Here is a 24,042-nt window from a genome sequence, read left to right as displayed (position 1 = left end):
AGCCGGCAGCCGTCAGCCGTCAGCCGTCAGCCGTCAGCCGTCAGTTTCTGTGATAGCTGACAGCTTAAAACTGATAGCTAAAAGAAAACCCAGCCGAAGCTGGGTTTTTTAAGCGAGGTGCTTGGGGATGATTACATCATGCCGCCCATACCACCCATGCCGCCCATGCCGCCCATATCTGGAGCAGCTGGCTCATCTTTCGGGATTTCAGCAACCATTGCTTCAGTTGTGATCATAAGACCCGCGATTGAAGCTGCGTACTGTAGTGCAGAACGCGTTACTTTAGTTGGGTCTAAGATACCCATTTCGATCATGTCGTTGTACTCGCCTGATGCTGCGTTGTAACCGTAGTTACCTTCACCGCCTTTTACTGAGTTAACAACAACAGATGCTTCGTCACCTGCGTTAGTTACGATTTGACGAAGTGGTGCTTCCATCGCACGTAGTGCAACTTTGATACCGTGGCTTTGGTCTTCGTTGTCGCCAGCAAGTTCAACAAGTTTGCTTGCTACGCGAACTAGTGCAACACCACCACCTGGTACAACACCTTCTTCAACCGCTGCGCGAGTTGCGTGAAGTGCATCTTCAACGCGGTCTTTCTTCTCTTTCATTTCGATTTCAGTTGCTGCGCCAACTTTGATTACTGCAACACCGCCAGCTAGTTTAGCCATACGCTCTTGTAGTTTCTCTTTATCGTAGTCAGACGTCGCTTCTTCGATTTGTGCTTTGATTTGTGCAACACGACCATTGATGCCGTCTTCTTCGCCTGCACCGTCGATGATTGTTGTATCATCTTTAGTGATCACAACGCGCTTCGCTGTACCTAGGTCTTCGATTGTCGCTTTCTCTAGCTCTAAACCGATTTCTTCAGAAATAACAGTACCACCTGTTAATACTGCGATGTCTTGTAGCATTGCTTTACGACGGTCGCCAAAACCAGGTGCTTTAACCGCAGATACTTTAACGATACCGCGCATGTTGTTTACAACAAGTGTTGCAAGTGCTTCACCTTCAAGGTCTTCAGCAATGATAAGTAGTGGCTTGCTAGCTTTAGCTACTGCTTCTAATGTAGGTAGTAGCTCACGGATGTTAGATACTTTTTTGTCTACAAGTAGAATGAATGGGTTGTCTAGCTCTACAGCGCCTTTTTCAGCGTTGTTGATGAAGTATGGAGAAAGGTAACCGCGGTCAAACTGCATACCTTCAACTACGTCTAGTTCGTTTTCTAACGACTGACCTTCTTCAACAGTGATAACGCCTGAATCACGGCCTACTTTTTCCATTGCTTCTGCAATGATGTCACCGATTTCTTTATCAGAGTTAGCAGAAATAGTACCTACTTGTGCAATTGCTTTAGTGTCTGCACATGGAACAGACAGTGCTTTAAGCTCTTCAACTGCTGCAGTAACTGCTTTGTCGATACCACGCTTAAGGTCCATTGGGTTCATACCCGCTGCAACTGCTTTTAAGCCTTCGTTTACGATAGCTTGCGCTAATACTGTTGCAGTTGTTGTACCGTCACCTGCAGCGTCATTCGCTTTAGACGCTACTTCTTTAACCATCTGTGCGCCCATGTTTTCGAACTTGTCTTCAAGCTCGATCTCTTTAGCTACAGATACACCATCTTTAGTGATCACTGGAGCGCCGAATGACTTGTCTAATACAACGTTACGGCCTTTAGGACCTAAAGTTACTTTTACTGCGTTTGCTAAAATGTTTACGCCAGTTAGCATTTTGCCACGTGCGTCACCTGCAAAAAGTACTTCTTTTGCTGCCATGATTAAATTCCTCTTAAATTCTGTAAACGGGTTGCTAAACGAAAAGTAGGATTAGCCTACAATGCCTAGAATGTTATCTTCACGCATGATCAGGTACTCTTGACCTTCGATCTTTTCAGCTTTTTCAACATAAGAGCCGAACAGCACAGTGTCACCGGCTTTAACTTCTAATGCTCTTACTTCACCGTTGTCTAAAACACGGCCATTACCAACAGCGATAACTTCTCCGCGAGTTGATTTTTCAGCTGCAGAGCCAGTTAATACAATACCGCCAGCAGACTTAGTTTCTTCTTCTAGACGCTTAACGATGACGCGATCATGTAAAGGACGAATGTTCATTTATTTAGTTCTCCTAACAGTTTCTGAACAGTACAGAAAAAATCTTGTGTTATTGCAGGGGGTTGCTAAGCCACCCGTTGCGTTTCATTGCATTCATTAATGGGGGTGGCTTAAAAAAATCCAAGTAAAAAAATTAAAAAATTTTAATCTTTTCGCTCAAATTCACCATCAATAGTTGTAGGTTGATGGTTTGGCTCTTCATGAGTGGTTGTTTTACTATGATATTGGAAGTGTGTAGAGCCTTGATTTGCCTGTGAACTCATACGCACAGTCGCTTGACTAGCAAGGCTTGCAGCCAGTTTGTTGCGGATTGCTGGCGTAAGTAGTAAAAAGCCAAAAAAGTCAGTCATGATGCCTGGTGTCATTAATAAAACACCGGCGATAATCACACATAATCCAGTAAATAATTCTTTTGCAGGCATTTGCCCTTGTGCCATTTGTAATTGCACGTTTTGAATCGCGCCCATACCTTGCTGCTTCACTAATTTCGCACCGACAATCGCGGTCACAATTACAAGCGCTATGGTGGCAAAGCCGCCGATCACTTCACTCACTTGGATGAGTAACGCGATCTCCACAATCGGCACTAAAATAAATAACAAAAACAAAAATCTAAACATAACGCTCTCTAAAAAATGTCATTCTCTTTCGAGTCAGTGAAATATAAATTGGGGTGAGCAGGTCATTTTTCAAGACGGAACCTAGGATCACCTTGCTCGCTACACATTATAGTTACTATCGGCTACTATGGTGCGACTCACGTAATCAAATAAAGGTTCCTTATGACTACGCATTTTCGACTTATTTTTACGACTTGTGCAAATGAGGCTGAAGCCCGTCAGTTGGCACAACATCTAGTTAAAGAAAAGCTAGCTGCTTGTGTGAACATTTTGCCTACTATTGAATCTATTTACATGTGGGAAGGCGAGGTAACTCAAGCTATTGAGAGTAAGTTACTGATCAAAACTAAGTCAGAAAAAATGAATGAGGTGATCCAAACTATCAAGAAATTGCATAGTTATGAGGTGCCTGAAATTCAGGTCGTTGATGTGGCTACGGGCAATTTAGCCTATTTTAATTGGATGGATGAGGTACTTAATTAATGCGATCGTTCCTTTTATTACTTTGTGCATTGTGGCTTATGCCAGCAAGTGCAAGTAATAACAATTTACTTGGAAATCTACTACAACCTGCGGAGCAAACATTTCTCCCGGTTGATCAGGCGTTTGTTTTCGATTTTGACCAGCAAGGCAAAACCTTATTTATTGGCTGGGATATTGCGCCTGATTATTACCTTTACAAAAAGAAAGTCGAAATTATTGCCAAAGGCGCTGATATTGAAGTTCCTGATCTTGGCAAGGGCGTGATTATTGAAGATGAATTTTTTGGTAAGACCGAGGTATTCTTTGATTCGTTAAGTGTGGTTTCTAAGCTCAGCAACGTCACAGAAGGTGCAGTTGTTAAAGTGCGTTTTCAAGGCTGCGCCGAAGCAGGGTTATGTTATCCGCCAGAAGTTAGAACCATTCCTTTATCTGTGATTGCAGGTGAGCAAGTATCACAGACTGCAGATGCGGGGAACGCATTAGCGGCATTAACACAAGCAGCTGATACAAATGAAGCATCATCAGCGCCCTCTCAAGAAGCATCAAAACCAGCAGGTGAGCAGTCGTATACTGATAAATTGGCATCGCAAGGTTTACTAACGAACCTAGTAATCTTCTTTTTAGTGGGTATTGGTCTGGCTTTTACGCCTTGCGTATTTCCAATGTTTCCGATTTTGTCGAGCCTTATTGCGGGTCAGCAGAATTTGTCGACTAAAAAAGCGTTCTCGCTGTCGTTTGTATATGTACAAGGTATGGCCGTTACTTACGCAGCGCTGGGCTTAGTGGTTGCATCATTAGGTGGGCAAGTACAAGGGTATTTACAGCATCCTACTGTACTAATTAGCTTTAGTATCTTATTTGTATTATTGGCAATGTCGATGTTTGGCTGGTACGAAATCAAATTACCTAGCGGCATGATGAATAAGCTCACTCAGGTTAGTAACCAGCAGAAAGGCGGCAACTATGTTGGCGTATTTATGATGGGTGTATTGTCTGGCTTGATTGCTTCACCGTGTACAACAGCGCCATTGTCTGCTGCTTTACTTTATGTGGCGCAAAGTGGTGACTACCTCGTCGGTGGTTTAACACTTTATGTGCTCAGTTTAGGCATGGGCTTACCGTTATTATTATTGGGGACTTCTGGCGGTAAATTACTACCAAAAGCAGGTGGTTGGATGGAGCAAGTGAAAACCCTATTTGGTTTCATCATGCTGGTCGTGCCGCTTATTCTGTTAGAGCGTATTGTTGATATTGAAATCATTTGGTTAATGGCGGGTTTATTAGCACTTGCTACAGCGCTTTATTTACACCATTGGCAAAGTGGCCAATCACAAGGCAAGCTAAAAACAGCATTGTGGTTTGCAGCAACCTTATTGGTTGTAACTGGGGCAAGTTTAACGAAAAATTATTTTTGGCCTAGTAAAGCGGTAGTTGCTGAAGCTGCTGTACAAACACATGGTTTTAGACAAGTTGCTAATCTAAGTGAATTAAAAGAAGAAATTGCACAGGCAAGTAGCGAGGGGCGCTTAGTGATGGTCGACTTATATGCCGACTGGTGTGTTGCCTGTAAAGAGTTTGAGCACTACACGTTTCCTGATGCTAAAGTGCAAGAGCAATTTGCTCACTTTGAATTAATTCAAATCGATTTAACTGAAAGCGATGCAAAGACCATAGAGCTAATGGAAGAATACACGGTATTTGGGTTGCCGAGCATTTTGTTCTTTGATAGCCAAGGTAATGAGCTTTTAGAGCAGCGTGTAACAGGCTTTTTAAATGCCAAAGACTTTGCAGAACATTTAGCAAAAGTACGAAATACCGCTAAATAAACGCAAACGTGCAAGAAAATAGCAAAACGCCACTCATCTGAGTGGCGTTTTTGTATCTGCATCATGAAAAATAGCAAATTCATTCAGTGAAGCTCAATTTATCAGCAGGAAAACAGCTGGAATGACCCTGTTGTGTGCCTTGCTATGCTTGACTTTGCCACGAATGGGGAGTGATTAGACCAGTATTTTGCTGCTATTTACGTCGAAATATCTATAATAGGTGGTTAACGTGAGAAATAGTTGCTATTTTACATCAGCACGCTTAGGTTAAGCGTGGGTTTATGATGAATATGGTTAAACTGCTTACTTATAGGATATATCGCGTATTATGGCTGCAAAATTCAAACTTTTAGTTCTAAATGGGCCAAATTTAAACATGCTTGGCAAGCGTGAACCAGAAAAGTACGGTACTCAATCTCTTGATGAGATTATAGCTGAACTTAGCTTGGTTGCTGCCGGTCTCAATGTTGATTTAACGCATTTCCAAAGTAACAGTGAAGCTGCATTAATAGAACGCATTCACGATGCATGGCAAATGGTTGATGCAATAATTATCAATCCTGCTGCATTTACGCATACAAGCGTAGCCTTACGGGATGCATTACTCAGTGTAAACATTCCCTTTTACGAGGTGCATTTAAGTAATGTGCATGCTCGAGAAGCATTCCGTCATCATTCGTATTTTTCGGATGTGGCACAAGGCGTCATTATTGGATTAGGAGCAATGGGTTATAAGGTGGCACTTGAAGCTGCTGTTAGCCGGTTGCAAAACACACATTAATTTTTTAAATAACTAACAGGCGGGTCGTTCAATGGATATTCGCAAGATCAAAAAACTTATCGAACTAGTAGAAGAATCTGGTATTGCTGAATTAGAAATCACTGAAGGTGAAGAGTCAGTACGCATCAATCGTAACAACATGTCTGCAGCACCTGCAATGCAGTATGCACCACAGCAGTTTGCAGCACCTGCACCAGCAGCGGCTCAAGCTCCAGCTCCAGTAGCAGAGGCACCAGCAGCAGAAGCGGCTGCTCCAGCTGCACCGACTGGCCATCAAGTTAAATCTCCTATGGTTGGTTCATTCTACTCAGCGGCTTCTCCAGAAGCAGCACCATACGTAGAAGTAGGTTCTAAAGTAAATGTTGGCGATACGTTGTGTATCGTTGAAGCAATGAAGATGATGAACCAAATCGAATCTGATAAAGCAGGCACAGTAAAAGCTATCTTAGTTGAAAATGGCGAGCCAGTAGAATTCGATCAACCTTTATTCATCATTGAATAATAGCGCAACAAAAGGCCAACTCTATGTTAGATAAAGTAGTCATTGCAAACCGAGGTGAAATTGCACTTCGCGTACTGCGCGCCTGCAAAGAGCTTGGGATCAAAACTGTTGCTGTGCATTCAACGGCAGACCGTGATCTTAAGCACGTGTTACTGGCAGACGAAACAATTTGTATTGGTAAACCAGCAGCCACTGAAAGTTACTTAGATATTCCGCGCATTATTGCAGCGGCAGAAGTAACAGACGCAGTTGCTATCCACCCAGGTTATGGTTTCCTTTCTGAAAATGCAGACTTTGCTGATCAAGTTGAGCAAAGCGGCTTTGTATTTATCGGTCCTAAAGGCGACACGATTCGTTTAATGGGTGACAAAGTTTCTGCAATCGAAGCGATGCGTAAAGCCGGTGTACCTTGTGTACCAGGTTCTGATGGCCCATTAACGGCAGACAGTGAGCGCAACATTCAAATCGCTAAGCGCATTGGTTACCCTGTAATCATTAAAGCAGCAGGCGGCGGCGGTGGTCGTGGTATGCGTGTTGTTCGCAGCGAAAAAGAACTGATTGATTCAATCGCTCTTACTCAGCAAGAAGCTAAGCAGTTCTTCGGTAATGGCATGGTTTACATGGAAAAATTCCTTGAAAACCCACGTCACATCGAAGTTCAAGTACTGGCAGACGGTCAAGGCAATGCCGTTCACTTAGGTGAGCGTGATTGTTCAATGCAACGTCGTCACCAAAAAGTTGTTGAAGAAGCGCCAGCGCCAGGTATCACAGCTGAAATGCGTAAGTTTATCGGTGACCGTTGTACTCGTGCATGTATCGAAATCGGTTATCGCGGTGCAGGTACGTTCGAATTCTTATACGAAAACGGCGAGTTCTATTTCATCGAAATGAATACCCGTATTCAGGTTGAGCACCCAGTAACAGAAATGGTCACTGGCGTTGACTTAATCAAAGAGCAGCTAAAAATTGCAGCTGGTCAGCCACTATCATTCACACAAGAAGATGTGGTTATTCGTGGTCATGCAATTGAGTGCCGTATTAATGCGGAAGACCCAGACACTTTTATTCCATCACCAGGTAAAATCACGCGATTCCACCCTGCTGGCGGTTTAGGTATTCGTTGGGACAGCCATATCTACGCAGATTACACAGTACCACCTCATTACGATTCAATGATTGGTAAGCTGATCTGTTACGGTGAAAACCGTGATGTAGCTATTGCTCGTTCACGCAATGCGTTAAACGAATTAGTGATCGATGGCATCAAGACCAACACACCACTGCACAAGAAAATCTTGGCAGATGAGAACTTCCAAAACGGTGGTACAAACATCCACTACCTTGAGAAGAAACTAGGTCTGTAAACAAAATTCTGTTTAAGCTAAAAAGCCGGCAACTTTGCCGGCTTTTTTTTGTCAAATTAGTCATAAGAGTGATTCTCGCCTTACAAAATTATTCTGGTATGATTAACAAAGTAATGTGTTTTTAGTTTTTCATGAGGTAATAATGACCGACAGTGTTGGTTTTCCACTCGCTGATGAAGCAGCAACGGTTAATATGGGTAAGCAACTTGCAACCTTAATGGAGCAAGGAGCAGTCATCTACTTACATGGTGATTTAGGTGCCGGTAAAACGACATTAACCCGTGGTATCGTGCAAGGTTTCGGTCATCAAGGTAAGGTTAAGAGTCCAACTTATACACTGGTTGAGCCTTACCAATTAGCCAAAGCTGATGTCTATCACTTTGATTTATATCGCTTAGGTGATCCTGAAGAACTTGAATATATGGGAATTCGTGACTATTTTTCACCACAGGCCATTTGTGTTGTGGAATGGCCTGAAAAAGGCGGCGAATTTATTCCAACACCAGATCTTGATATCACCCTACGCTATGAAGGCGAGGCGCGTGCTATTACAATTAATAGCTCAACCGAGCGTGGTAAGGCTATTGTTCAGCAACTTACGAGCGCGCAATAATAAACATATAAAAATAAAGGTGTATTAGTAAAAATGGGTCGTTGTACGTTTAAACTATTAACTACTTTGATGTTATTGGTTGTTAGCCAGATTGCGCTTGCACAAAATACCATTAATAGCGTACGAGTGTGGCCCTCACCTGACAGCACTCGAGTGGTCTTTGATTTAAACGATAAGCCTGATTTCAGCTATTTCATGCTGAAAAACCCAGCTCGTTTAGTCATTGATTTAAAAAATACCGACAAACTAGATAGCTTGCCAGCTATTCCTCAAAAGCATCAGATTGTTTCCAAACTGCGCTACTCAAAACCAAAAGACAGCAAAAGTGTGCGTTTTGTCTTTGAGCTAGCCCGTGCCAGTAAACCTGTTGTATTTGCTTTACTACCAACCGATCCCTACAAGCATCGTTTAGTGGTTGACCTTGTTGATAAAACACCGAAGGCTGAGCCCGTTGTTTCGACCAATACCAGTGTGAAAAAACGCGAACTTAATCAAGAGCGCGATATTGTTATTGCCATTGATGCAGGTCATGGTGGTGAAGACCCCGGTTCAATTGGTCCATCAGGCACTTATGAAAAAGACATTACGCTACAAATAGCAAAGCGCTTAGAGCGAATGATAGATGCTGAAAAAGGCATGATTTCGCGTATGGTGCGCCGCAGTGATTACTTTGTAAATCTAAACACCCGTACCAGCATAGCTCGTAAGAAAAAAGCTGATTTCTTTGTGTCGATTCATGCGGATGCCTTTACTAGTCCACAACCAAACGGTGCCTCAGTGTGGGTGCTATCACTACGCCGTGCAAATTCAGAAATTGGTAAATGGATTGAGGATAAAGAAAAGCACTCAGAGCTTTTAGGTGGTGCAGCTGGGGTATTAAAAGATACTGCAAGCGAAAAATATTTAGCACAAGCACTGCTAGATATGTCGATGGATCACTCGATGAAAACAGGCTTTAGTGTCGCAGAAGAAGTGGTTAGCGAATTACGAAAAGTGGCTAAAATGCATAAAAAACGCCCGCAAGCGGCGAGCCTTGCGGTATTGAAATCACCCGATATTCCGTCTATTTTGGTCGAAACAGGGTTTATTTCGAATCCGCGTGAAGAGCGAATGCTAAAAACGGCGCAGCATCAGGAGCGCTTAGCTAAAGCAATTTTCACCTCGATTAAAAATTACTACATGAAGAATCCACCAGATGATTCACTATTTGCTAAGTTAAAGTCGCAGTTTCCGACTAAACACAAAGTTCGCCCTGGTGAATCGTTAAGTATTTTAGCAAGCAGATACAACACCTCTGTGAGTAAGCTAAAAACGGCCAACAACTTAAAATCGAATACCTTATTTATTGGTCAAGAGCTTGATATTCCTCAAAGCTAGTCAATTTTCGTGTTAGGAACACTATGAGTATAGAAATACTACCCGCGCGATTGGCTAACCAAATTGCAGCGGGTGAAGTGGTTGAACGCCCAGCATCCGTTGTTAAAGAGCTGGTAGAAAACAGTTTAGATGCTGGCGCAACGCGCATTCAAATAGATATTGAGCGTGGTGGGCATAAGCTAATTCGTATCCGCGATAATGGCTCTGGCATTAATAAAGATGAGCTAACATTAGCCTTGTCGCGCCATGCTACGAGTAAGCTTAAGTCACTCGATGATCTTGAGAACATTTGCTCACTGGGTTTTCGTGGTGAAGCGTTAGCATCAATTAGTTCTGTTTCTCGCTTAACCTTAAGCTCAAAGCCAAAGCAGCAAGAGGCTGCATGGCAAGCGTTTGCTGAAGGTCGCGATATGGCGGTGCAGATTAAGCCAACCGCACACCCTGATGGTACCACCATTGAGGTGAAAGACTTATTCTTTAATACCCCTGCGCGCCGTAAATTTCTTCGCACCGAGAAAACCGAGTTTTCACATATTGATGAGCTCATAAAGCGTATTGCGCTGAGTCGTTTTGATGTCTCTATCACCCTGACTCATAATGGCAAGGTCGTGCGTCAATACCGTGCTAAACCAAACCCTGAGCAAGCGATAAGCCGTGTTGCACAAGTGGCGGGTAAGGCATTTAGTGAACAGGGGCTGCATATTCAGTCAGGTGAAGCAGGTTTGATGTTACGAGGTTGGGTATTGCCCGTGGGCTCAACGAATAGCACGCAATATACCTATGTGAATAATCGCATGATGCGCGATAAACTCATTTTGCATGCAATCCGCCAAGCCTTTGAAGAAGTCGCAGGCTCTGAAGAGCTGCCAGGTTTTGTCATTTATATTGATATTGACCCACGTCAGGTCGATGTAAATGTGCACCCAGCTAAACATGAAGTGCGTTTTCATCAAGGCCGTTTAGTGCATGACTTTATTCTACAGGCAATAAAACAAGTGGTGTTACCGCTTCAGCATGAAGCTGGTTTTACAGAGCATAATGACACTGCTTTTCAGCATGCTTCGTTTGATGAGGCGCACTCAAGCAGCATGCAGCCAAGTTTTACTCAATCAGCGCCAACAGAGCAATATGATTACCCTAAATCTGAATTACAGCCGACACGTTCAGCGAGTTATTCAGGGGCAACAGGAGCAGGGCGCTCTGGCGGTGGCTTTAGTAGCGACAGCCAAGGCCGCAGTAAAACATCGCATCAAGATGTCAATGCTTTTTATCAAGGGATCAGTGAGCAACATGCTGCGCATTTTGATCAAGTACGCCCAGAGCCAAGCGTTACAGCACCGGTTGTTGAGCAAGCTAAGCTTGCCAAACTCATCCACGTACGCGAGGGCGAATGCGTATTTAGTGAAGACAATCAACTCTTTGCTGCGCACTTTAAGCATGCTTTAGCACTCGACTGGCAAGCGCACGTAGAGCAAGCAGGTAGCCTTGATGGCAAAGCCTTGTTGTTACCTGTGCGAGTAAATGCAAGTGCTGATGATATTAGTGCGTTAAATGCTCAGCAGTCGTGGTTTACCTTACTTGGATTTGATTTAGTAATAGAAAAACAGTTTGTGATGGTTAAAAAGCTTCCGCCTTGCGTGTATTTACTTGATGTAAGTGATGCTATTGAGCGGCTTATTGCTGGCTGTAAAGCCTCACCAAGTTCACTCGATGAATGGTTAGCTTGGTTAACTCAACAAATACCAACACGTTATTACGCAAGCCAAGCCTTTATGGAGCAAGTAGCTCGGTTAGAAAATAATCCACAAACTATGCAACGTTTACGTCAAAAAGCAGTTAAAATAGAACTATCTCAGTTTTTAAACTAAGCAAGGTATTTAGGCTTGAATAACTTACCCGTCATTTTTTTAATGGGACCAACCGCTGCAGGGAAAACAGATTTAGCAATTTCGCTGTGTGAGCATTTAAACACAGAAATAATCAGTGTTGATTCAGCATTAGTCTATAAAGATATGGACATCGGCACGGCAAAGCCAAATGCCGAAGAGCTTGCTCGTGCGCCGCATCACTTAATTGATATTATCGACCCAGCAGAAAGTTATTCAGTGGCAGATTTTCGCCGTGATGCAATTGAAAAGATTGATCTATTTCATCAGCAAGGTAAAGTACCTGTATTGGTTGGCGGTACAATGATGTATTTTAAGTCGCTTATTGATGGCTTATCACCGCTACCAGAGGCATCACCTGAAGTACGTGCTGAACTCGAAAAAGAAGCAGCGCAGTTTGGTTGGCCACATTTGCATAAAGAACTTGTGAAAATCGATCCTGATGCAGCGAAAAAAATGAGCGAAAATGATTCGCAAAGAATTAATCGTGCATTAGAAGTGTATCGTATAACAGGTAAAACAATGACTGAGCTGCAAAAACAAAAGCAGCCTGAGCTTCCTTATACTTTCTATCAATTTGCCATTGCACCTGATGATCGCAGTGAATTACATCAGCGAATTGAGAAAAGGTTTAAAATAATGCTCGATCAGGGGTTTGAAAATGAAGTTTCATCCCTATATAAACGTAAGGATTTACACCCAGACCTACCTTCGATTCGTTGTGTGGGTTATAGACAAATGTGGGATTACATTGCTGGCGATATTGACTATGATGAAATGGTCTTTCGTGGTATTGCAGCCACACGGCAGTTAGCCAAGCGACAACTGACTTGGTTAAGAGGTTGGCCTGAAGTAACTTGGTTAACCACGGGTGATGAAGAAAACTTGCAACGTGTAGTAAGTTCGCTAAGCTAGTAGTAGCTGAAAGTTTTTTAGCTTTGTTAAATTAGTTCAGCTACTTAATTATAATAACACCTAGAACGAAGGAAAATAACATGGCAAAAGGCCAGTCGTTACAAGACCCATTTTTAAATGCGTTACGTCGTGAGCGCATTCCAGTATCAATCTTTTTGGTTAATGGCATTAAATTGCAGGGTAAAATCCAGTCATTTGACCAATTTGTTATTTTACTTGAAAACACCGTAAATCAAATGGTGTATAAACACGCTATTTCAACTGTTGTTCCAGCGCGTTCTGTTAACTTCCAAGGCGTTCAAGGAAGTGATGATTCAGAAGAGCAAGAATCTGGAAATTTTTAAACTTAGGAGCGTAATGCTTGTTTGACCGTTATGAAGCCGGCGAACAGGCAGTTTTAGTTCATATCGACTTACCTAAAGAGGGAGATCGCGAAGATCTTCACGAATTAGAGTTGTTGGTATCTTCTGCTGGTGTTAGTAGTTTGGCGATTGTGCAAGGCAGTCGTCAAGCACCGCATCCGAAACTTTTCGTCGGGACCGGAAAAGCAGAAGAAATCGCTGAAACTGTCAAAATCCACAATGCAGATGTCATTATTTTCAACCATCAACTTAGCCCGTCACAGGAACGCAATTTAGAGCGCGTTTGCCAGTGCCGCGTTCTTGATCGTACGAGTTTGATCTTAGATATTTTTGCGCAGCGAGCGCGAACTCACGAAGGTAAACTTCAGGTTGAGTTAGCTCAGTTACGCCATATTTCTACTCGCTTGATCCGTGGTTGGACCCACCTTGAAAGACAAAAAGGCGGGATAGGGTTACGTGGTCCGGGTGAAACCCAGCTCGAAACCGATAGACGATTACTGCGCGCAAGAATTAAAAATATTCGTGCCCGTTTAGATAAAGTTGCTGTTCAACGTGAGCAGGGGCGACGTGCGCGTACGCGAAATGAAATTCCAACTGTGTCACTAGTAGGTTATACCAATGCGGGTAAATCAACGTTATTTAACCGTATTACAGACTCAGATGTGTATGCTGCTGATCAGCTATTCGCTACCCTAGATCCAACCTTACGCAAGTTAGATATAGGCGATATAGGTCCAATTATTTTAGCGGATACGGTAGGTTTCATTCGTCACTTACCTCATGACCTTGTTGCAGCATTTAAAGCGACCTTAACAGAAACCCGTGAAGCTGATTTACAGTTGCATGTTATCGATGTGGCAGACCCTCGTCGAAAAGAAAATATTGAGCAAGTACAGTCTGTTTTAAAAGAAATCGAAGCAGATGAAGTGCCGCAATTATTGGTTTATAACAAAATTGATGCGCTAGATGACGTTGCGCCACGTATAGATAGAAACGACGAAGGTCAACCGGTACGAGTCTGGTTGTCGGCGCGCACTGGTGTTGGCTGTGAACTGCTAAGTGAGGCAATTAATGAGTTACTTGCCAAGAAGATGTTTGCTGATGAGCTAAAGTTACCACCACAACATGGTCGTATTCGTGCAGCATTATTCAACTTAAACGCAGTTCATCAAGAACGTTTTGATGAGCAAGGAAACTGGTTATTATCGGTACGCTTGCCAATGGCAGAATGGAATCGCTTAAAAAAAGAGATGGGACAAGACCTCGACTCTTTTGTAGTGACTGATTAAAAATCGCCAGCATTTGTCTTTTTTAGTATGAGAAATGCTGTAGATTTGATAGATTTAACCTAATTCATTTAGATAACAATGGAGTATAGCTATGGCCTGGAATGAACCGGGTAATAATGGCAATGATAAAGATCCGTGGAATAATAAAGGCGGAAAAGATCAAGGCCCACCTGATTTAGACGAGGTAATGCGTAAATTCGGCAACAAGTTTGGCGGTTTATTTGGTGGTAATAAGCCAGGTAAAAACGGCGGCGGACTTGGTGGCGCAGGCATTTCTTTCATCCTTATTATTGCCGTCATTGTATGGGCATTAAGTGGTATTTACACGGTAAAAGAAGCCGAGCGCGGTATTGTTTTACAATTTGGACAATACAATCGCATTGCAGAACCTGGCTTACGTTGGAAAATGACCTTCATTGAACGCGTGATCCCTGTAGATATTGAAGCGGTTCGCTCGTTATCTGCAAAAGGTTTCATGCTGACAGAAGACGAGAACGTGGTAAATGTAGAGTTTGAAGTACAATACCGTGTTATCGATCCACACCTATACAAGTTTAGCGTAACCGACGCAGATGGCAGCTTGAAACAAGCGCTTGATAGTGCTCTTCGTTATGTGATTGGTCATGTAAAAATGGACCAAGTGCTAACAACTGGTCGTGAGTTAGTGCGCCAACAAACGTGGGATGAACTAAACAAAATCATTGAGCCTTACAACTTGGGTATTATCGTAAGCGATGTGAACTTTAAAGATTCACGTCCGCCGGGTGAAGTAAAAGACGCGTTTGATGATGCTATTGCTGCACAAGAAGATGAAGAACGCTTTATCCGTGAAGCTGAAGCTTACGCTCGTGAAATTGAGCCTCGTGCCCGTGGTCAAGTTACGCGTATGACACAAGAAGCAGAAGCGTACCGTGAGCGTATTACTTTAGAAGCGCAAGGTGAAGTAGCACGTTTTGAAAAACTGTTACCTGAGTACCAAGCTGCGAAAGAAGTAACCCGTAAGCGCTTATATATCGATGCGATGGAAGAAGTGCTAGGTAACAGCTCTAAAGTGTTAGTTGATGTAGAGGGCGGTAATAATATGATGTATCTACCGCTTGATAAAATCATGGAAAAGCAAGGTACAGCAACGCGTGTTGCGCTACCAAGCTCAAGTGATATTCAAGATCTTCGCAATAAGTTAAATCCATCACGTAACAGCACGGTTAATTCAAGTAATGATCGTTTCGCAACTGACCGTTTTAATGAGGGGAGATAAGTAAGATGAAAAATTTTAGTTTAGTAATACTTGCCCTTGCAGTTGTGCTGTCTTTTTCTGCGATTTTTGTTGTACAAGAAGGCGAAAAAGCAATTGTCTTATTATTCAGCAAAGTTGAAAAAGACAGTGACGATAACGCTGTAGTATATGGCCCAGGTTTACACTTAAAAGTGCCTTTCTTTAGCCAAGTACGTCGCTTAGATGCACGAATTCAAACGCTAGATGGTGAAGCTGACCGCTTTGTTACTAGTGAGAAAAAAGACTTAATCGTTGATTCTTATGTGAAGTGGCGTATTAATGACTTTAGTGCATTTTACCTACGTGCCCGTGGTGATAAGCAATATGCTGAAACACTGCTTAAGCAAAAGGTGAACAATGGACTTCGTACTAATTTCGGTTCTCGTACAATCAAAGAGATTGTCTCTGGCGAGCGTAGTGAATTGATGGAAGAAGCGTTAGTTCAAGCGTCTGAAAGTGCGCAAGAGCTAGGTATTGAAGTGCTTGATGTGCGTGTTAAGCAAATTAACTTACCACAAGAAGTGAGTAGCTCAATCTTCCAGCGTATGCGTGCTGAGCGTACTGCAGTAGCTAAAGAGCACCGTTCAGAAGGTCAAGAAAAAGCTGAGACAATTCGCGCAGAAGTAGACCGCCGTGTAACCGTAATGCTGGCAGATGCTGAACGTAATGCTCGTACAGTACGTGGTCAAGGTGATGCTGATGCTGCTGCTATCTATGCTAATGCATATAACAAAGACGCTGAATTCTTTGGTTTTATGCGCAGCCTAGAAGCATACAAAAATACCTTTAAAGATAAACAAGACGTGATGGTAATTTCACCTGATAGCGACTTCTTTAATTATATGAAAGGTACAAAAGTACAGTAAGTAATACTCGTATGATCAAAAGCCCCGCAATTTGTGGGGCTTTTTTGTCTCTGTAAGTGATTAATTTTTATTCTTAACAATTTTATAAACCTCTGTTCTGCATGTAGTTGTTTAAGTAATTGAGAAGATAAAAATTCAGGCGCAGAAAAAATAAGCTAAACGGGGTGATCTTTCACCTCGTTTTCTGATAAAATCTCGTCCTAATTTTTTCTAAGTGAATTTGCAATGGGTAAAAACGTTGTTGTACTAGGCACCCAATGGGGTGACGAAGGTAAGGGTAAGGTAGTTGACCTCCTTACAGACAAAGCATCTTTAGTAGTTCGTTATCAAGGTGGTCATAACGCAGGCCATACTCTGGTAATCAACGGTGAAAAGACGGTTTTACACCTTATTCCATCGGGTGTATTACGTGACAATGTTAAGTGTGTGATCGGTAATGGTGTTGTTTTATCACCAGAAGCATTAATGAAAGAAATTGGCATGCTAGAAGAGCGTGGCGTACCAGTACGTGAGCGCTTATTAATCAGCGAAGCATGTCCATTAATTTTACCTTTCCACATTGCATTAGATTTAGCCCGTGAAAAAGCACGTGGCGATAAGCCAATTGGCACTACAGGTCGTGGTATCGGTCCAGCTTATGAAGATAAAGTAGCACGTCGTGGTTTACGTGTAGGTGACTTATTCAATCCTGAACAGTTTGCTAGCAAGCTTAAAGAAGTATTGGAATACCATAACTTCACTTTAGAGCATTACTACAAAGCTGAACCAGTTGACTTCCAAAAGACATTTGACGATGCAATGGCTATCGCAGATATCTTAAAAGCAATGGTTGTTGATGTTACTGAGCTTCTTGACCAAACGCGTTTAGCGGGCGACAACATCTTATTTGAAGGTGCGCAAGGTACATTACTTGATATCGACCACGGTACTTACCCGTACGTAACATCATCAAACACAACAGCTGGTGGTGTAGCGACTGGTGCTGGTTTTGGTCCATTACACCTTGATTACGTGTTAGGTATTATCAAAGCTTACACTACACGTGTAGGTTCTGGTCCATTCCCTACAGAGCTTTACGACGGTCTTGATAAGCAAGATCCAGTTGGTAAGCACTTAGGTGATAAAGGTCATGAGTTCGGTGCGACGACAGGTCGTTTACGCCGTACAGGTTGGTTAGACGCAGTGGCAATGCGCCGTGCAGTGCAAATCAACAGCATCTCAGGTTTCTGTTTAACTAAACTAGACGTTTTAGACGGTTTAGAAACATTAAAAATCTGTACTGGTTACCAGTTAGAAGATGGCACAGTAACGAACGTTACACCATTAGCAGCTGAAGGTTACGAGAAAGTAACACCAGTATACGAAGAGATGCCAGGCTGGTCAGAAAACACAGTAGGTGCTACGTCAGTTGATCAATTACCGCAAGCGGCACTTGATTACATCAAACGTATTGAAGAAATCACTGGTGTTCCAGTTGATATCATCTCTACTGGTCCAGACCGTGTAGAAACTATGGTATTACGCAGCCCATTTGCATAATCGTCATAGTGACTGAAAAAGCTGCTTCGGCAGCTTTTTTTGTGCCTAAAATTCACTTGGTATAATATTTGTATATTATTTGCTAAGACTGACTTTATTTAAGTGATTTTGATGCGTGTTTTATTGCCTTTAACATTACTCTTCTCAAGCCTGAGTATGGCTGAAGAGCCTATCACAGCTGTGCCTCTTTACACAGAGAGCGAGTTAATAGGCTTGATCAATAAAAATACACACCTTGCACGTGTCAAGGCAGATGATTGCCAGTTAGTGCAAGATATCGAAGCGCGAGCCAATAAAATGGCACTGCCATCGTATCAGTTCTTGTATGGCGATATGCTAGCTTATGCGGTGTGTGTAGACCGTAATGTAGAGTTAGGGGTTTATTACATGCGTCAGGCCGCTCAGCAAGGGCTAGGCGCGGCTTTAGAGCAGCTTGGTCGCTACTATGATGTTGGCCAGTTAGTGCAGCAAGATAAAGCAATGGCGGTGACCTATTTACGAGAAGCATCAGCTCAAGGTAACCTAAAGGCACAAATGCGTTTGGTTAATCTATTTAATCAAGGTTATGGCAGCCCGCGCGATTATGAAGACGCCTACCGTTGGTTATTTCATTCAATGGTTGCCGATAAAGCAACTCACAAGAAAGTCGAAAATTTACTCGCTAAGCTTGCCGAAAAAATGCCAGACAGCGTCGTTGCACGCGCCCGTTTACCTATGTAGGCAAATACAAATACATATAAAAAAGGCCAGCTAATGCTGGCCTTACTGTTATTTCTCTTCTTTATTTTCTTTCGGTTTGCCGTTGTTCGGGTCTTTTAGCACCGATAGTTTAGGTGGTTGAAGTGCCACAATACGTTCACCTACTTGTGGAGGTTTTTCCATATTTGTAGTGAACGGGCGAATTTTAATAGGCGTATCGTCATCATCGCTTTTTTCACCATTTAAAATAAATAATGGGATTGCTTCGCTATTAACTTCTTTATATTGATCCCAACTAAACTCTTCAGAAATACGCGTCGCACTAACTTTGCCGCCTTTGGCAATTAAGCTGCTTAAACGGGCATAAGCGCCATTGTCGCCAAACAGAATTTGTCGTGACAAGAAGGTCGCACTGTCTTTATTCGCTTTTGCATGGTTAGTCGAAGAGCGCAAAGAAAATACATTCTTTTCGTCGAACAAATGCGAGAAGTATTGTACGCCTAATGCATTGTGATGGCGGTTCGGTGAAAGCGCGAGTACGCTACGAATTGTTGTTAATGGTAAATACCGCTCCGCATGCTCTGACTGCGGATTACCATAGTAACAAGGTAAGCCATCCATGCGTGCCATTTTACAGTTTTCCCATGCAGGATCAGATAAGTGCACCGGAATATTTTGATCTTTTAAGCCGCAAGCAATAGCACGGGCTACATGGTTTGCGCCAATAATTAAAATAGTATTTGGCGCAGGCTGGCGTACTTTTAATAACTTTGCTAACGGTGTTGCTGTAAGGCTTTGCAGTACTACAGTAATAATAATTACAGTAAATATAAGTGGCACTATTTTTTCAGCATCGGCAATGCCAGCTTCGACCATACTTAGAGCAAATACAGAGCCCACCGCAGCGGCAACGATACCCCGTGGTGCAATCCACGACAGAACTAAGCGAGACTTAAGTGGTAAATCAGTTTTAAAGGTCGATATTGCAATACAGGCTGGGCGAGCCACAAAAAGCACGATGGCTAAGAAAATAAACACATCGCTATGTAACATCATTAAATCTGATAGCTGTAGTCGGGCTGCAAGTAAGATGAACAGTGATGAAATTAAGATCATCGAAAGGTCTTCTTTAAATTCAAGCACAGAGTCAATTTCGAGATCATCTTGGTTAGCAAGCCAAATACCAAACACGGTAACAGCGAGGAGGCCAGATTCATGGCTTAGGTGGTTCGAAACCGTAAAGCTAATCAGTACTAAGGCTAAAATGCCAAACTTGTGTAACTCAAATGGTAGCCATTCTCGGCGTATCAGCAATGTGGTAAGCCAACCGGCAACGACACCAATGGTTAAACCAACTCCCAGGGTTTTAAAGAGCGCGATAATGGTATGACTCAGTACTTCGCCTTGACCTACAAGCATGACAGCTTCAAATACTAGTACTGCGAATAATGCACCTATAGGGTCTATAACAATACCTTCCCAACGCAAGATGCGGTCAATATCTTGAGTAGGTCTCATAGAGTTTAACAGCGGCGCAATAACTGTAGGTCCAGTTACAACAAGCACCGCTCCAAGTACTGCAGCAACTCGCCAGTTCAGCTCTAAAATCCAATAAGCGCTGAAGCTGATTACTAAACAAGTCGTGAGCATTCCTATAGAGCAGAGGTTACGAACTACCTTACCAATCCCTTTTAACTCTCTGAAGTGTAAGGTTAGTGAACCCTCAAATAAGATCACCGCCACACTTAAAGAAACTACAGGGAAGAGTAAATCACCCAGTAGAGCGTCAGGTTCTAGTACGCCACTAAATGGCCCTAAAACTAAACCTGTTAGTAGTAAAAATAAAATAGCGGGTACGCGAAACGCCCATGCGACCCACTGTGCTAATACTGAGCACAATGCGATCCCTGCTATATAAATTGCTGACATAGAATAAATTATCCTTTTGTTACTACTGTTCAAAAAAGGTCGAATCACATTATTTATGATGTAATGCAATCTTCAATTAGACCTTTGAAATAAAATTGCCTGCTTATTAAAGCTTACTCATCACTATAGACACAAGCAAACTTGATGCTTCAAATACGATTTTAGTCGTTATTACTACTTTTTGGGGTTATATCTAAAACAAAAGTCAGGTTTGCAGAGAAAAAATCATTAGGGCTAACATATGGTGATCTAAGTTATTGTTAAAAAGTATTTATTTTTCCTATTTATGGCAAGTATAAAAGCTGTTATTACTTTTCGCCCTTGATCTTTACCCCTAATTTCCCGTATTATATTTCGTGTTCAAACAATTTGATATCTAAATGTTTATCGGTGTTGCTACAGTTTTCTAGAGCTTTACCTCTAAATAATCAATTGCTTGTAACAATTTTAGTGTTTTATACACTTTGTTTTCTAATTAAATAGAAATGAGCTTTCCCGTTTTCAGTGTGTATTTATTACGTGTTGAATAGAATATAAGTTCATTATCTGGTCAATGTTTAGTTCCCATCGTGGCAGCTAAATCTCGGTCATACAATCTACACCCTATCTGTTGGTGTACCAGATTGTATAGGCTCTATGTATGTTGTTATTAATAAAAGCCTCACACAGCTTTTACAGCGATACATAAACAACACTTATCTCTTTTTATCAACTTATGGTTTATAACCGTTTGGTCTACTGACTGAATAAAAGTTGTGCTATATCTAATCGCAGTACTTGCGTGGCGTAGTCGTGTGCATAGATAAGTTGTTTGGCAAAGTGATAATAGTCAGTGCGTTTAGTAAAGCTAAACGCGAGTCTTTTAATCAGTGGCAAATTGGCACTGAACAGATAGTAAAATGGAAAGTTGAACAGTTATGCAAAAGTTAAATTGGCGACGTATAGTACTAAAAGTAGGTAGCGCATTAATCGCACCCGAACAAGACGGGTGTCGCTCACGTTATTTACTAACCATTGCACAGTTCATCGTTCGCTGTCGAGCGCAAGGTATCGAAGTTATTTTAGTATCATCGGGTTCGGTAGCTGCTGGTTCGCATTTATTCCCTGAACAAGAAAAGCGTTCAGTGACGATGAAAAAAGCAATGGCTGCTGCCGGTCAGACAGAAATGATGGCGATGTGGGATCGTTTCTTTGATTTCCCATCGGCACAGATTTTATTAACTCATGGTGACTTACGTGACCGTGAGCGTTATACCAGTATTCGTGAAACTGTTTTCACCTTACTGGAGCATGGTGTATTACCTATCATTAATGAGAATGACACGGTAACAACTGATGATTTAAAAGTTGGCGACAATGATAACTTGTCGGCAATGGTAGCCGCAGCGGCGGACGCAGATGCATTGATGATTTTTTCGGATGTTGATGGTCTTTATGACAAAAATCCGAATTTACATGAAGATGCAGTGCTATTACCAGAAATTGATAGCATCGATGAATCAATTTACGCCATGGCCGGTTGTGCAACCAGTGCCGTTGGTACAGGTGGTATGAAAACGAAAATCGAAGCGGCTGAAAAAGCCACTTCACATGGTATTACAACCTTTATTTTAAATGGTTTTAAAGAAGAGACATTTAACCGACTGCTTGCGGGTGATAACCCAGGTACTATCTTCAAACCATATGAGAAACCGATGCAAGAAGCAGTGCATTGGATGACTCACACAGCTAACGAGCAGGGTGAGGTTGTCGTTGAAGGTTCATTCGATGAATCATTAAAAGATGAAGACGGTTGTATTCGTAGCGATGAAATCGTTGCAGTACACGGAGAATTTGGCGTAGGCGATACCATTTTAGTTCGTAGTGATGATGGTACGCGTCTAGCAAAAGCAACAGCGAACTACAGTAGCTGTTTATTGAATTTTATTGCTGACAACGAGCAAAGTGAATTTAGCGAAAAAATGCAAGATTCAATCGGCCCAGTTGTTTCAGAGAAAGATATCGCATTATTGGAGAAGTCATGAGTTTAATTACGGATATTTCGAGTCAAGCTGCAAAAGCTGCAACCCAGTTAGCTTTACTTGATACTGCTACTAAGAATCAAGTGTTAACTGAGATGGCAGAGGCGTTACGCGAAAGCAAAGCGTTTATCATCAAAGAGAACGAAAGCGATTTAGCGGCAGCACGTGATAATAACCTTGCTGCGTCTATGATTGACCGTTTAACGCTAAACGATGAGCGTATTGAAGCAATGGCTGAAGGCATTGAAGTAATTGTTAGCCTTGATGATCCTGTAGGCCAATTACGTGAAATTTCAGAGCGTCCAAACGGTATTAAGATCAGCAAGATGCGCGTACCACTTGGTGTTGTGTGTATGATTTATGAAGCACGTCCAAATGTGACGGCTGATGCCGGTGCGTTATGCTTTAAATCGGGTAATGGTGTTATTTTACGTGGTGGTAAAGAAGCACTTCGTAGTTCGCAAGCAATCGCAAGTGTAATGCACAAAGTACTTGAAAAGCATGGTTTACCTGCTGCGTTGATTTCAGTGATCCCAGATCCAGACCGTGGTCTACTCATGGAGCTGATGCAACAGCGTGACACAATTGATTTAATCATTCCGCGTGGTGGTGAAGGTTTAATTAATTTTGTAACAGAAAACAGTACCATTCCAGTGATTCAGCATTTTAAAGGTGTATGTCACCTTTATGTTGATAAAGACGCTGATTTGAATGTAGCAATCAACTTACTATTAAATGGTAAAACTCAACGTACTGGTGTGTGTAATGCTCTAGAAGGCTTAGTGGTTCACCAAGATATTGCTGATGAGTTTTTAAACCTGTGTGCAGTTGTTCTTCGTCAAGAAGGCGTAACAGTAAATGCAGATGCGAAAGCTGCCGAGTACTTTGATAATGCAACAGTACTTGCTGACGACGAGTTTGGTGAAGAGTACTTAGATTTAGAAATCGCAATCAAGGTTGTACCTGACTTTGCTGGTGCCATTGATCATATTGCTAAATTTGGTTCAAACCACACTGAAGTGATTTGTACTAAAGACCAAGCTGCAGCTGAGTTATTCCAACGCAGTGTGGATGCATCTGTGGTAATGGTTAATGCGTCATCGCGTTTTTCTGATGGTTCACAGTTAGGTTTAGGTGCTGAGATTGGTATTGCGACAACTAAGCTACATGCTTATGGCCCAATGGGTCTAGAGTCACTTACAACTGAAAAATACTTAGTTAATGGCGAAGGCCAGATTCGTGAATAATCACTAAAAAGTAATTGCTTAAAAAGCCGGGCTTTGCTCGGTTTTTTTGTGTTTAAAATAAAACGAAGACGGCAGAAAGACTAATAAAGTCGCTTTAATTTAGAATTTATTGGTTTTTATTAAGTATTTGGCAGATTGCCTAAAGAGAGGTAGGAAAGTGGTGGAGCTAAGCAGGATCGAACTGCTGACCTCCTGCGTGCAAGGCAGGCGCTCTCCCAGCTGAGCTATAGCCCCACATTCCTAAATACAGGATGCTTAAGTCTTGCGTCTCAAGCGTGGTGAACTTTAAATATTTTTGCATTTGTGGTCAAGTATTTTTTTTAAAATGTT

Annotated in this window: 21 protein-coding genes and 1 tRNA gene; 17 read left to right on the top strand and 5 right to left on the bottom strand. The window is 42.2% G+C overall.

From position 1 onward, the window contains the following. Window positions 1–131 precede the first annotated feature (131 nt). The 3 genes from groL to CWB80_RS03125 form a co-directional block, all read right to left on the bottom strand. A complete protein-coding gene (gene groL, locus CWB80_RS03135) occupies window positions 132–1,778 on the bottom strand; it encodes a chaperonin GroEL (RefSeq protein WP_054552424.1) in 1,647 nt (548 codons plus the stop codon). 51 nt (window positions 1,779–1,829) lie between these two features. Beyond that, window positions 1,830–2,117: a co-chaperone GroES gene (locus tag CWB80_RS03130; RefSeq protein WP_036973362.1), complete on the bottom strand. Its 288-nt coding sequence runs from the start codon at window positions 2,115–2,117 to the stop codon at window positions 1,830–1,832. Window positions 2,118–2,260: 143 nt separating this feature from the next. Next, window positions 2,261–2,737, bottom strand: a complete 477-nt coding sequence (locus CWB80_RS03125; RefSeq protein WP_138600157.1) for an FxsA family protein — start codon at window positions 2,735–2,737, stop codon at window positions 2,261–2,263. 162 nt (window positions 2,738–2,899) lie between these two features. On the opposite strand from CWB80_RS03125, the gene cutA reads away from it, so the two are divergent. The 15 genes from cutA (at window position 2,900) to CWB80_RS03050 (ending at window position 18,536) form a co-directional block, all read left to right on the top strand. Further along, the gene (gene cutA, locus CWB80_RS03120; RefSeq protein WP_054552426.1) at window positions 2,900–3,220 is read left to right on the top strand and encodes a divalent-cation tolerance protein CutA; all 321 of its coding nucleotides are present in this window, start codon (window positions 2,900–2,902) and stop codon (window positions 3,218–3,220) included. Then, window positions 3,220–5,046, top strand: a complete 1,827-nt coding sequence (locus tag CWB80_RS03115; RefSeq protein WP_138600158.1) for a protein-disulfide reductase DsbD — start codon at window positions 3,220–3,222, stop codon at window positions 5,044–5,046. The genes cutA and CWB80_RS03115 overlap by 1 nt, the downstream gene beginning before the upstream one ends. Window positions 5,047–5,374: 328 nt before the next feature. Next, the gene (aroQ, locus tag CWB80_RS03110; RefSeq protein WP_138600159.1) at window positions 5,375–5,827 is read left to right on the top strand and encodes a type II 3-dehydroquinate dehydratase; all 453 of its coding nucleotides are present in this window, start codon (window positions 5,375–5,377) and stop codon (window positions 5,825–5,827) included. Window positions 5,828–5,858: 31 nt separating this feature from the next. Beyond that, a complete protein-coding gene (accB, locus tag CWB80_RS03105) occupies window positions 5,859–6,329 on the top strand; it encodes an acetyl-CoA carboxylase biotin carboxyl carrier protein (protein ID WP_138600160.1) in 471 nt (156 codons plus the stop codon). A 23-nt stretch (window positions 6,330–6,352) separates the two neighbouring features. Next, a complete protein-coding gene (gene accC, locus CWB80_RS03100) occupies window positions 6,353–7,693 on the top strand; it encodes an acetyl-CoA carboxylase biotin carboxylase subunit (RefSeq protein WP_054552430.1) in 1,341 nt (446 codons plus the stop codon). A gap of 142 nt (window positions 7,694–7,835) precedes the next feature. After that, a complete protein-coding gene (gene tsaE, locus CWB80_RS03095; RefSeq protein WP_138600161.1) occupies window positions 7,836–8,306 on the top strand; it encodes a tRNA (adenosine(37)-N6)-threonylcarbamoyltransferase complex ATPase subunit type 1 TsaE in 471 nt (156 codons plus the stop codon). 69 nt (window positions 8,307–8,375) lie between these two features. After that, on the top strand, window positions 8,376–9,683 hold the full coding sequence (locus tag CWB80_RS03090) for an N-acetylmuramoyl-L-alanine amidase (protein WP_235374215.1): 1,308 nt from the start codon (window positions 8,376–8,378) through the stop codon (window positions 9,681–9,683). Between the two features lie 23 nt (window positions 9,684–9,706). Beyond that, window positions 9,707–11,551 carry a DNA mismatch repair endonuclease MutL gene (mutL, locus tag CWB80_RS03085; RefSeq protein WP_138600163.1) on the top strand — a complete coding sequence of 615 codons (1,845 nt, stop codon included), beginning with the start codon at window positions 9,707–9,709 and terminating at the stop codon, window positions 11,549–11,551. Between the two features lie 15 nt (window positions 11,552–11,566). Continuing rightward, window positions 11,567–12,484, top strand: coding sequence for a tRNA (adenosine(37)-N6)-dimethylallyltransferase MiaA (miaA, locus tag CWB80_RS03080; RefSeq protein WP_138600164.1), 918 nt, complete (start codon window positions 11,567–11,569; stop codon window positions 12,482–12,484). 80 nt (window positions 12,485–12,564) lie between these two features. After that, a complete protein-coding gene (hfq, locus tag CWB80_RS03075; RefSeq protein ID WP_054552435.1) occupies window positions 12,565–12,828 on the top strand; it encodes an RNA chaperone Hfq in 264 nt (87 codons plus the stop codon). Between the two features lie 17 nt (window positions 12,829–12,845). Then, window positions 12,846–14,135: a ribosome rescue GTPase HflX gene (hflX, locus tag CWB80_RS03070; RefSeq protein WP_054552436.1), complete on the top strand. Its 1,290-nt coding sequence runs from the start codon at window positions 12,846–12,848 to the stop codon at window positions 14,133–14,135. Between the two features lie 91 nt (window positions 14,136–14,226). Further along, on the top strand, window positions 14,227–15,393 hold the full coding sequence (hflK, locus tag CWB80_RS03065; RefSeq protein ID WP_054552437.1) for an FtsH protease activity modulator HflK: 1,167 nt from the start codon (window positions 14,227–14,229) through the stop codon (window positions 15,391–15,393). A gap of 5 nt (window positions 15,394–15,398) precedes the next feature. Next, a complete protein-coding gene (gene hflC / locus CWB80_RS03060; RefSeq protein ID WP_054552438.1) occupies window positions 15,399–16,277 on the top strand; it encodes a protease modulator HflC in 879 nt (292 codons plus the stop codon). A gap of 225 nt (window positions 16,278–16,502) precedes the next feature. After that, window positions 16,503–17,816, top strand: a complete 1,314-nt coding sequence (locus CWB80_RS03055; protein ID WP_054552439.1) for an adenylosuccinate synthase — start codon at window positions 16,503–16,505, stop codon at window positions 17,814–17,816. Window positions 17,817–17,927: 111 nt separating this feature from the next. Then, window positions 17,928–18,536, top strand: coding sequence for a tetratricopeptide repeat protein (locus CWB80_RS03050; protein ID WP_138600165.1), 609 nt, complete (start codon window positions 17,928–17,930; stop codon window positions 18,534–18,536). Window positions 18,537–18,584: 48 nt separating this feature from the next. On the opposite strand, the gene CWB80_RS03045 is transcribed toward CWB80_RS03050, so the two are convergent. Continuing rightward, a complete protein-coding gene (locus tag CWB80_RS03045; protein WP_138600166.1) occupies window positions 18,585–20,444 on the bottom strand; it encodes a cation:proton antiporter in 1,860 nt (619 codons plus the stop codon). 917 nt (window positions 20,445–21,361) lie between these two features. Between CWB80_RS03045 and proB the strand changes: the two genes are divergently transcribed. Next, complete coding sequence (gene proB, locus CWB80_RS03040; RefSeq protein WP_138600167.1) at window positions 21,362–22,468, top strand: glutamate 5-kinase; 1,107 nt, start codon at window positions 21,362–21,364, stop codon at window positions 22,466–22,468. Further along, the gene (locus tag CWB80_RS03035) at window positions 22,465–23,712 is read left to right on the top strand and encodes a glutamate-5-semialdehyde dehydrogenase (protein ID WP_138600168.1); all 1,248 of its coding nucleotides are present in this window, start codon (window positions 22,465–22,467) and stop codon (window positions 23,710–23,712) included. The genes proB and CWB80_RS03035 overlap by 4 nt, the downstream gene beginning before the upstream one ends. Before the next feature lie 158 nt (window positions 23,713–23,870). Here the strand turns inward: CWB80_RS03035 and CWB80_RS03030 are convergent. Then, window positions 23,871–23,946 (bottom strand) — tRNA-Ala (locus CWB80_RS03030). Between the last annotated feature and the right edge of the window lie 96 nt (window positions 23,947–24,042).

This window comes from Pseudoalteromonas sp. S1650 (genome assembly GCF_005887195.1).
GTDB lineage: Bacteria > Pseudomonadota > Gammaproteobacteria > Enterobacterales > Alteromonadaceae > Pseudoalteromonas > Pseudoalteromonas simplex.
The sequence above is the reverse complement of the archived record's forward strand: the minus strand, read 5'-3'. Positions and strand labels throughout refer to the sequence as shown.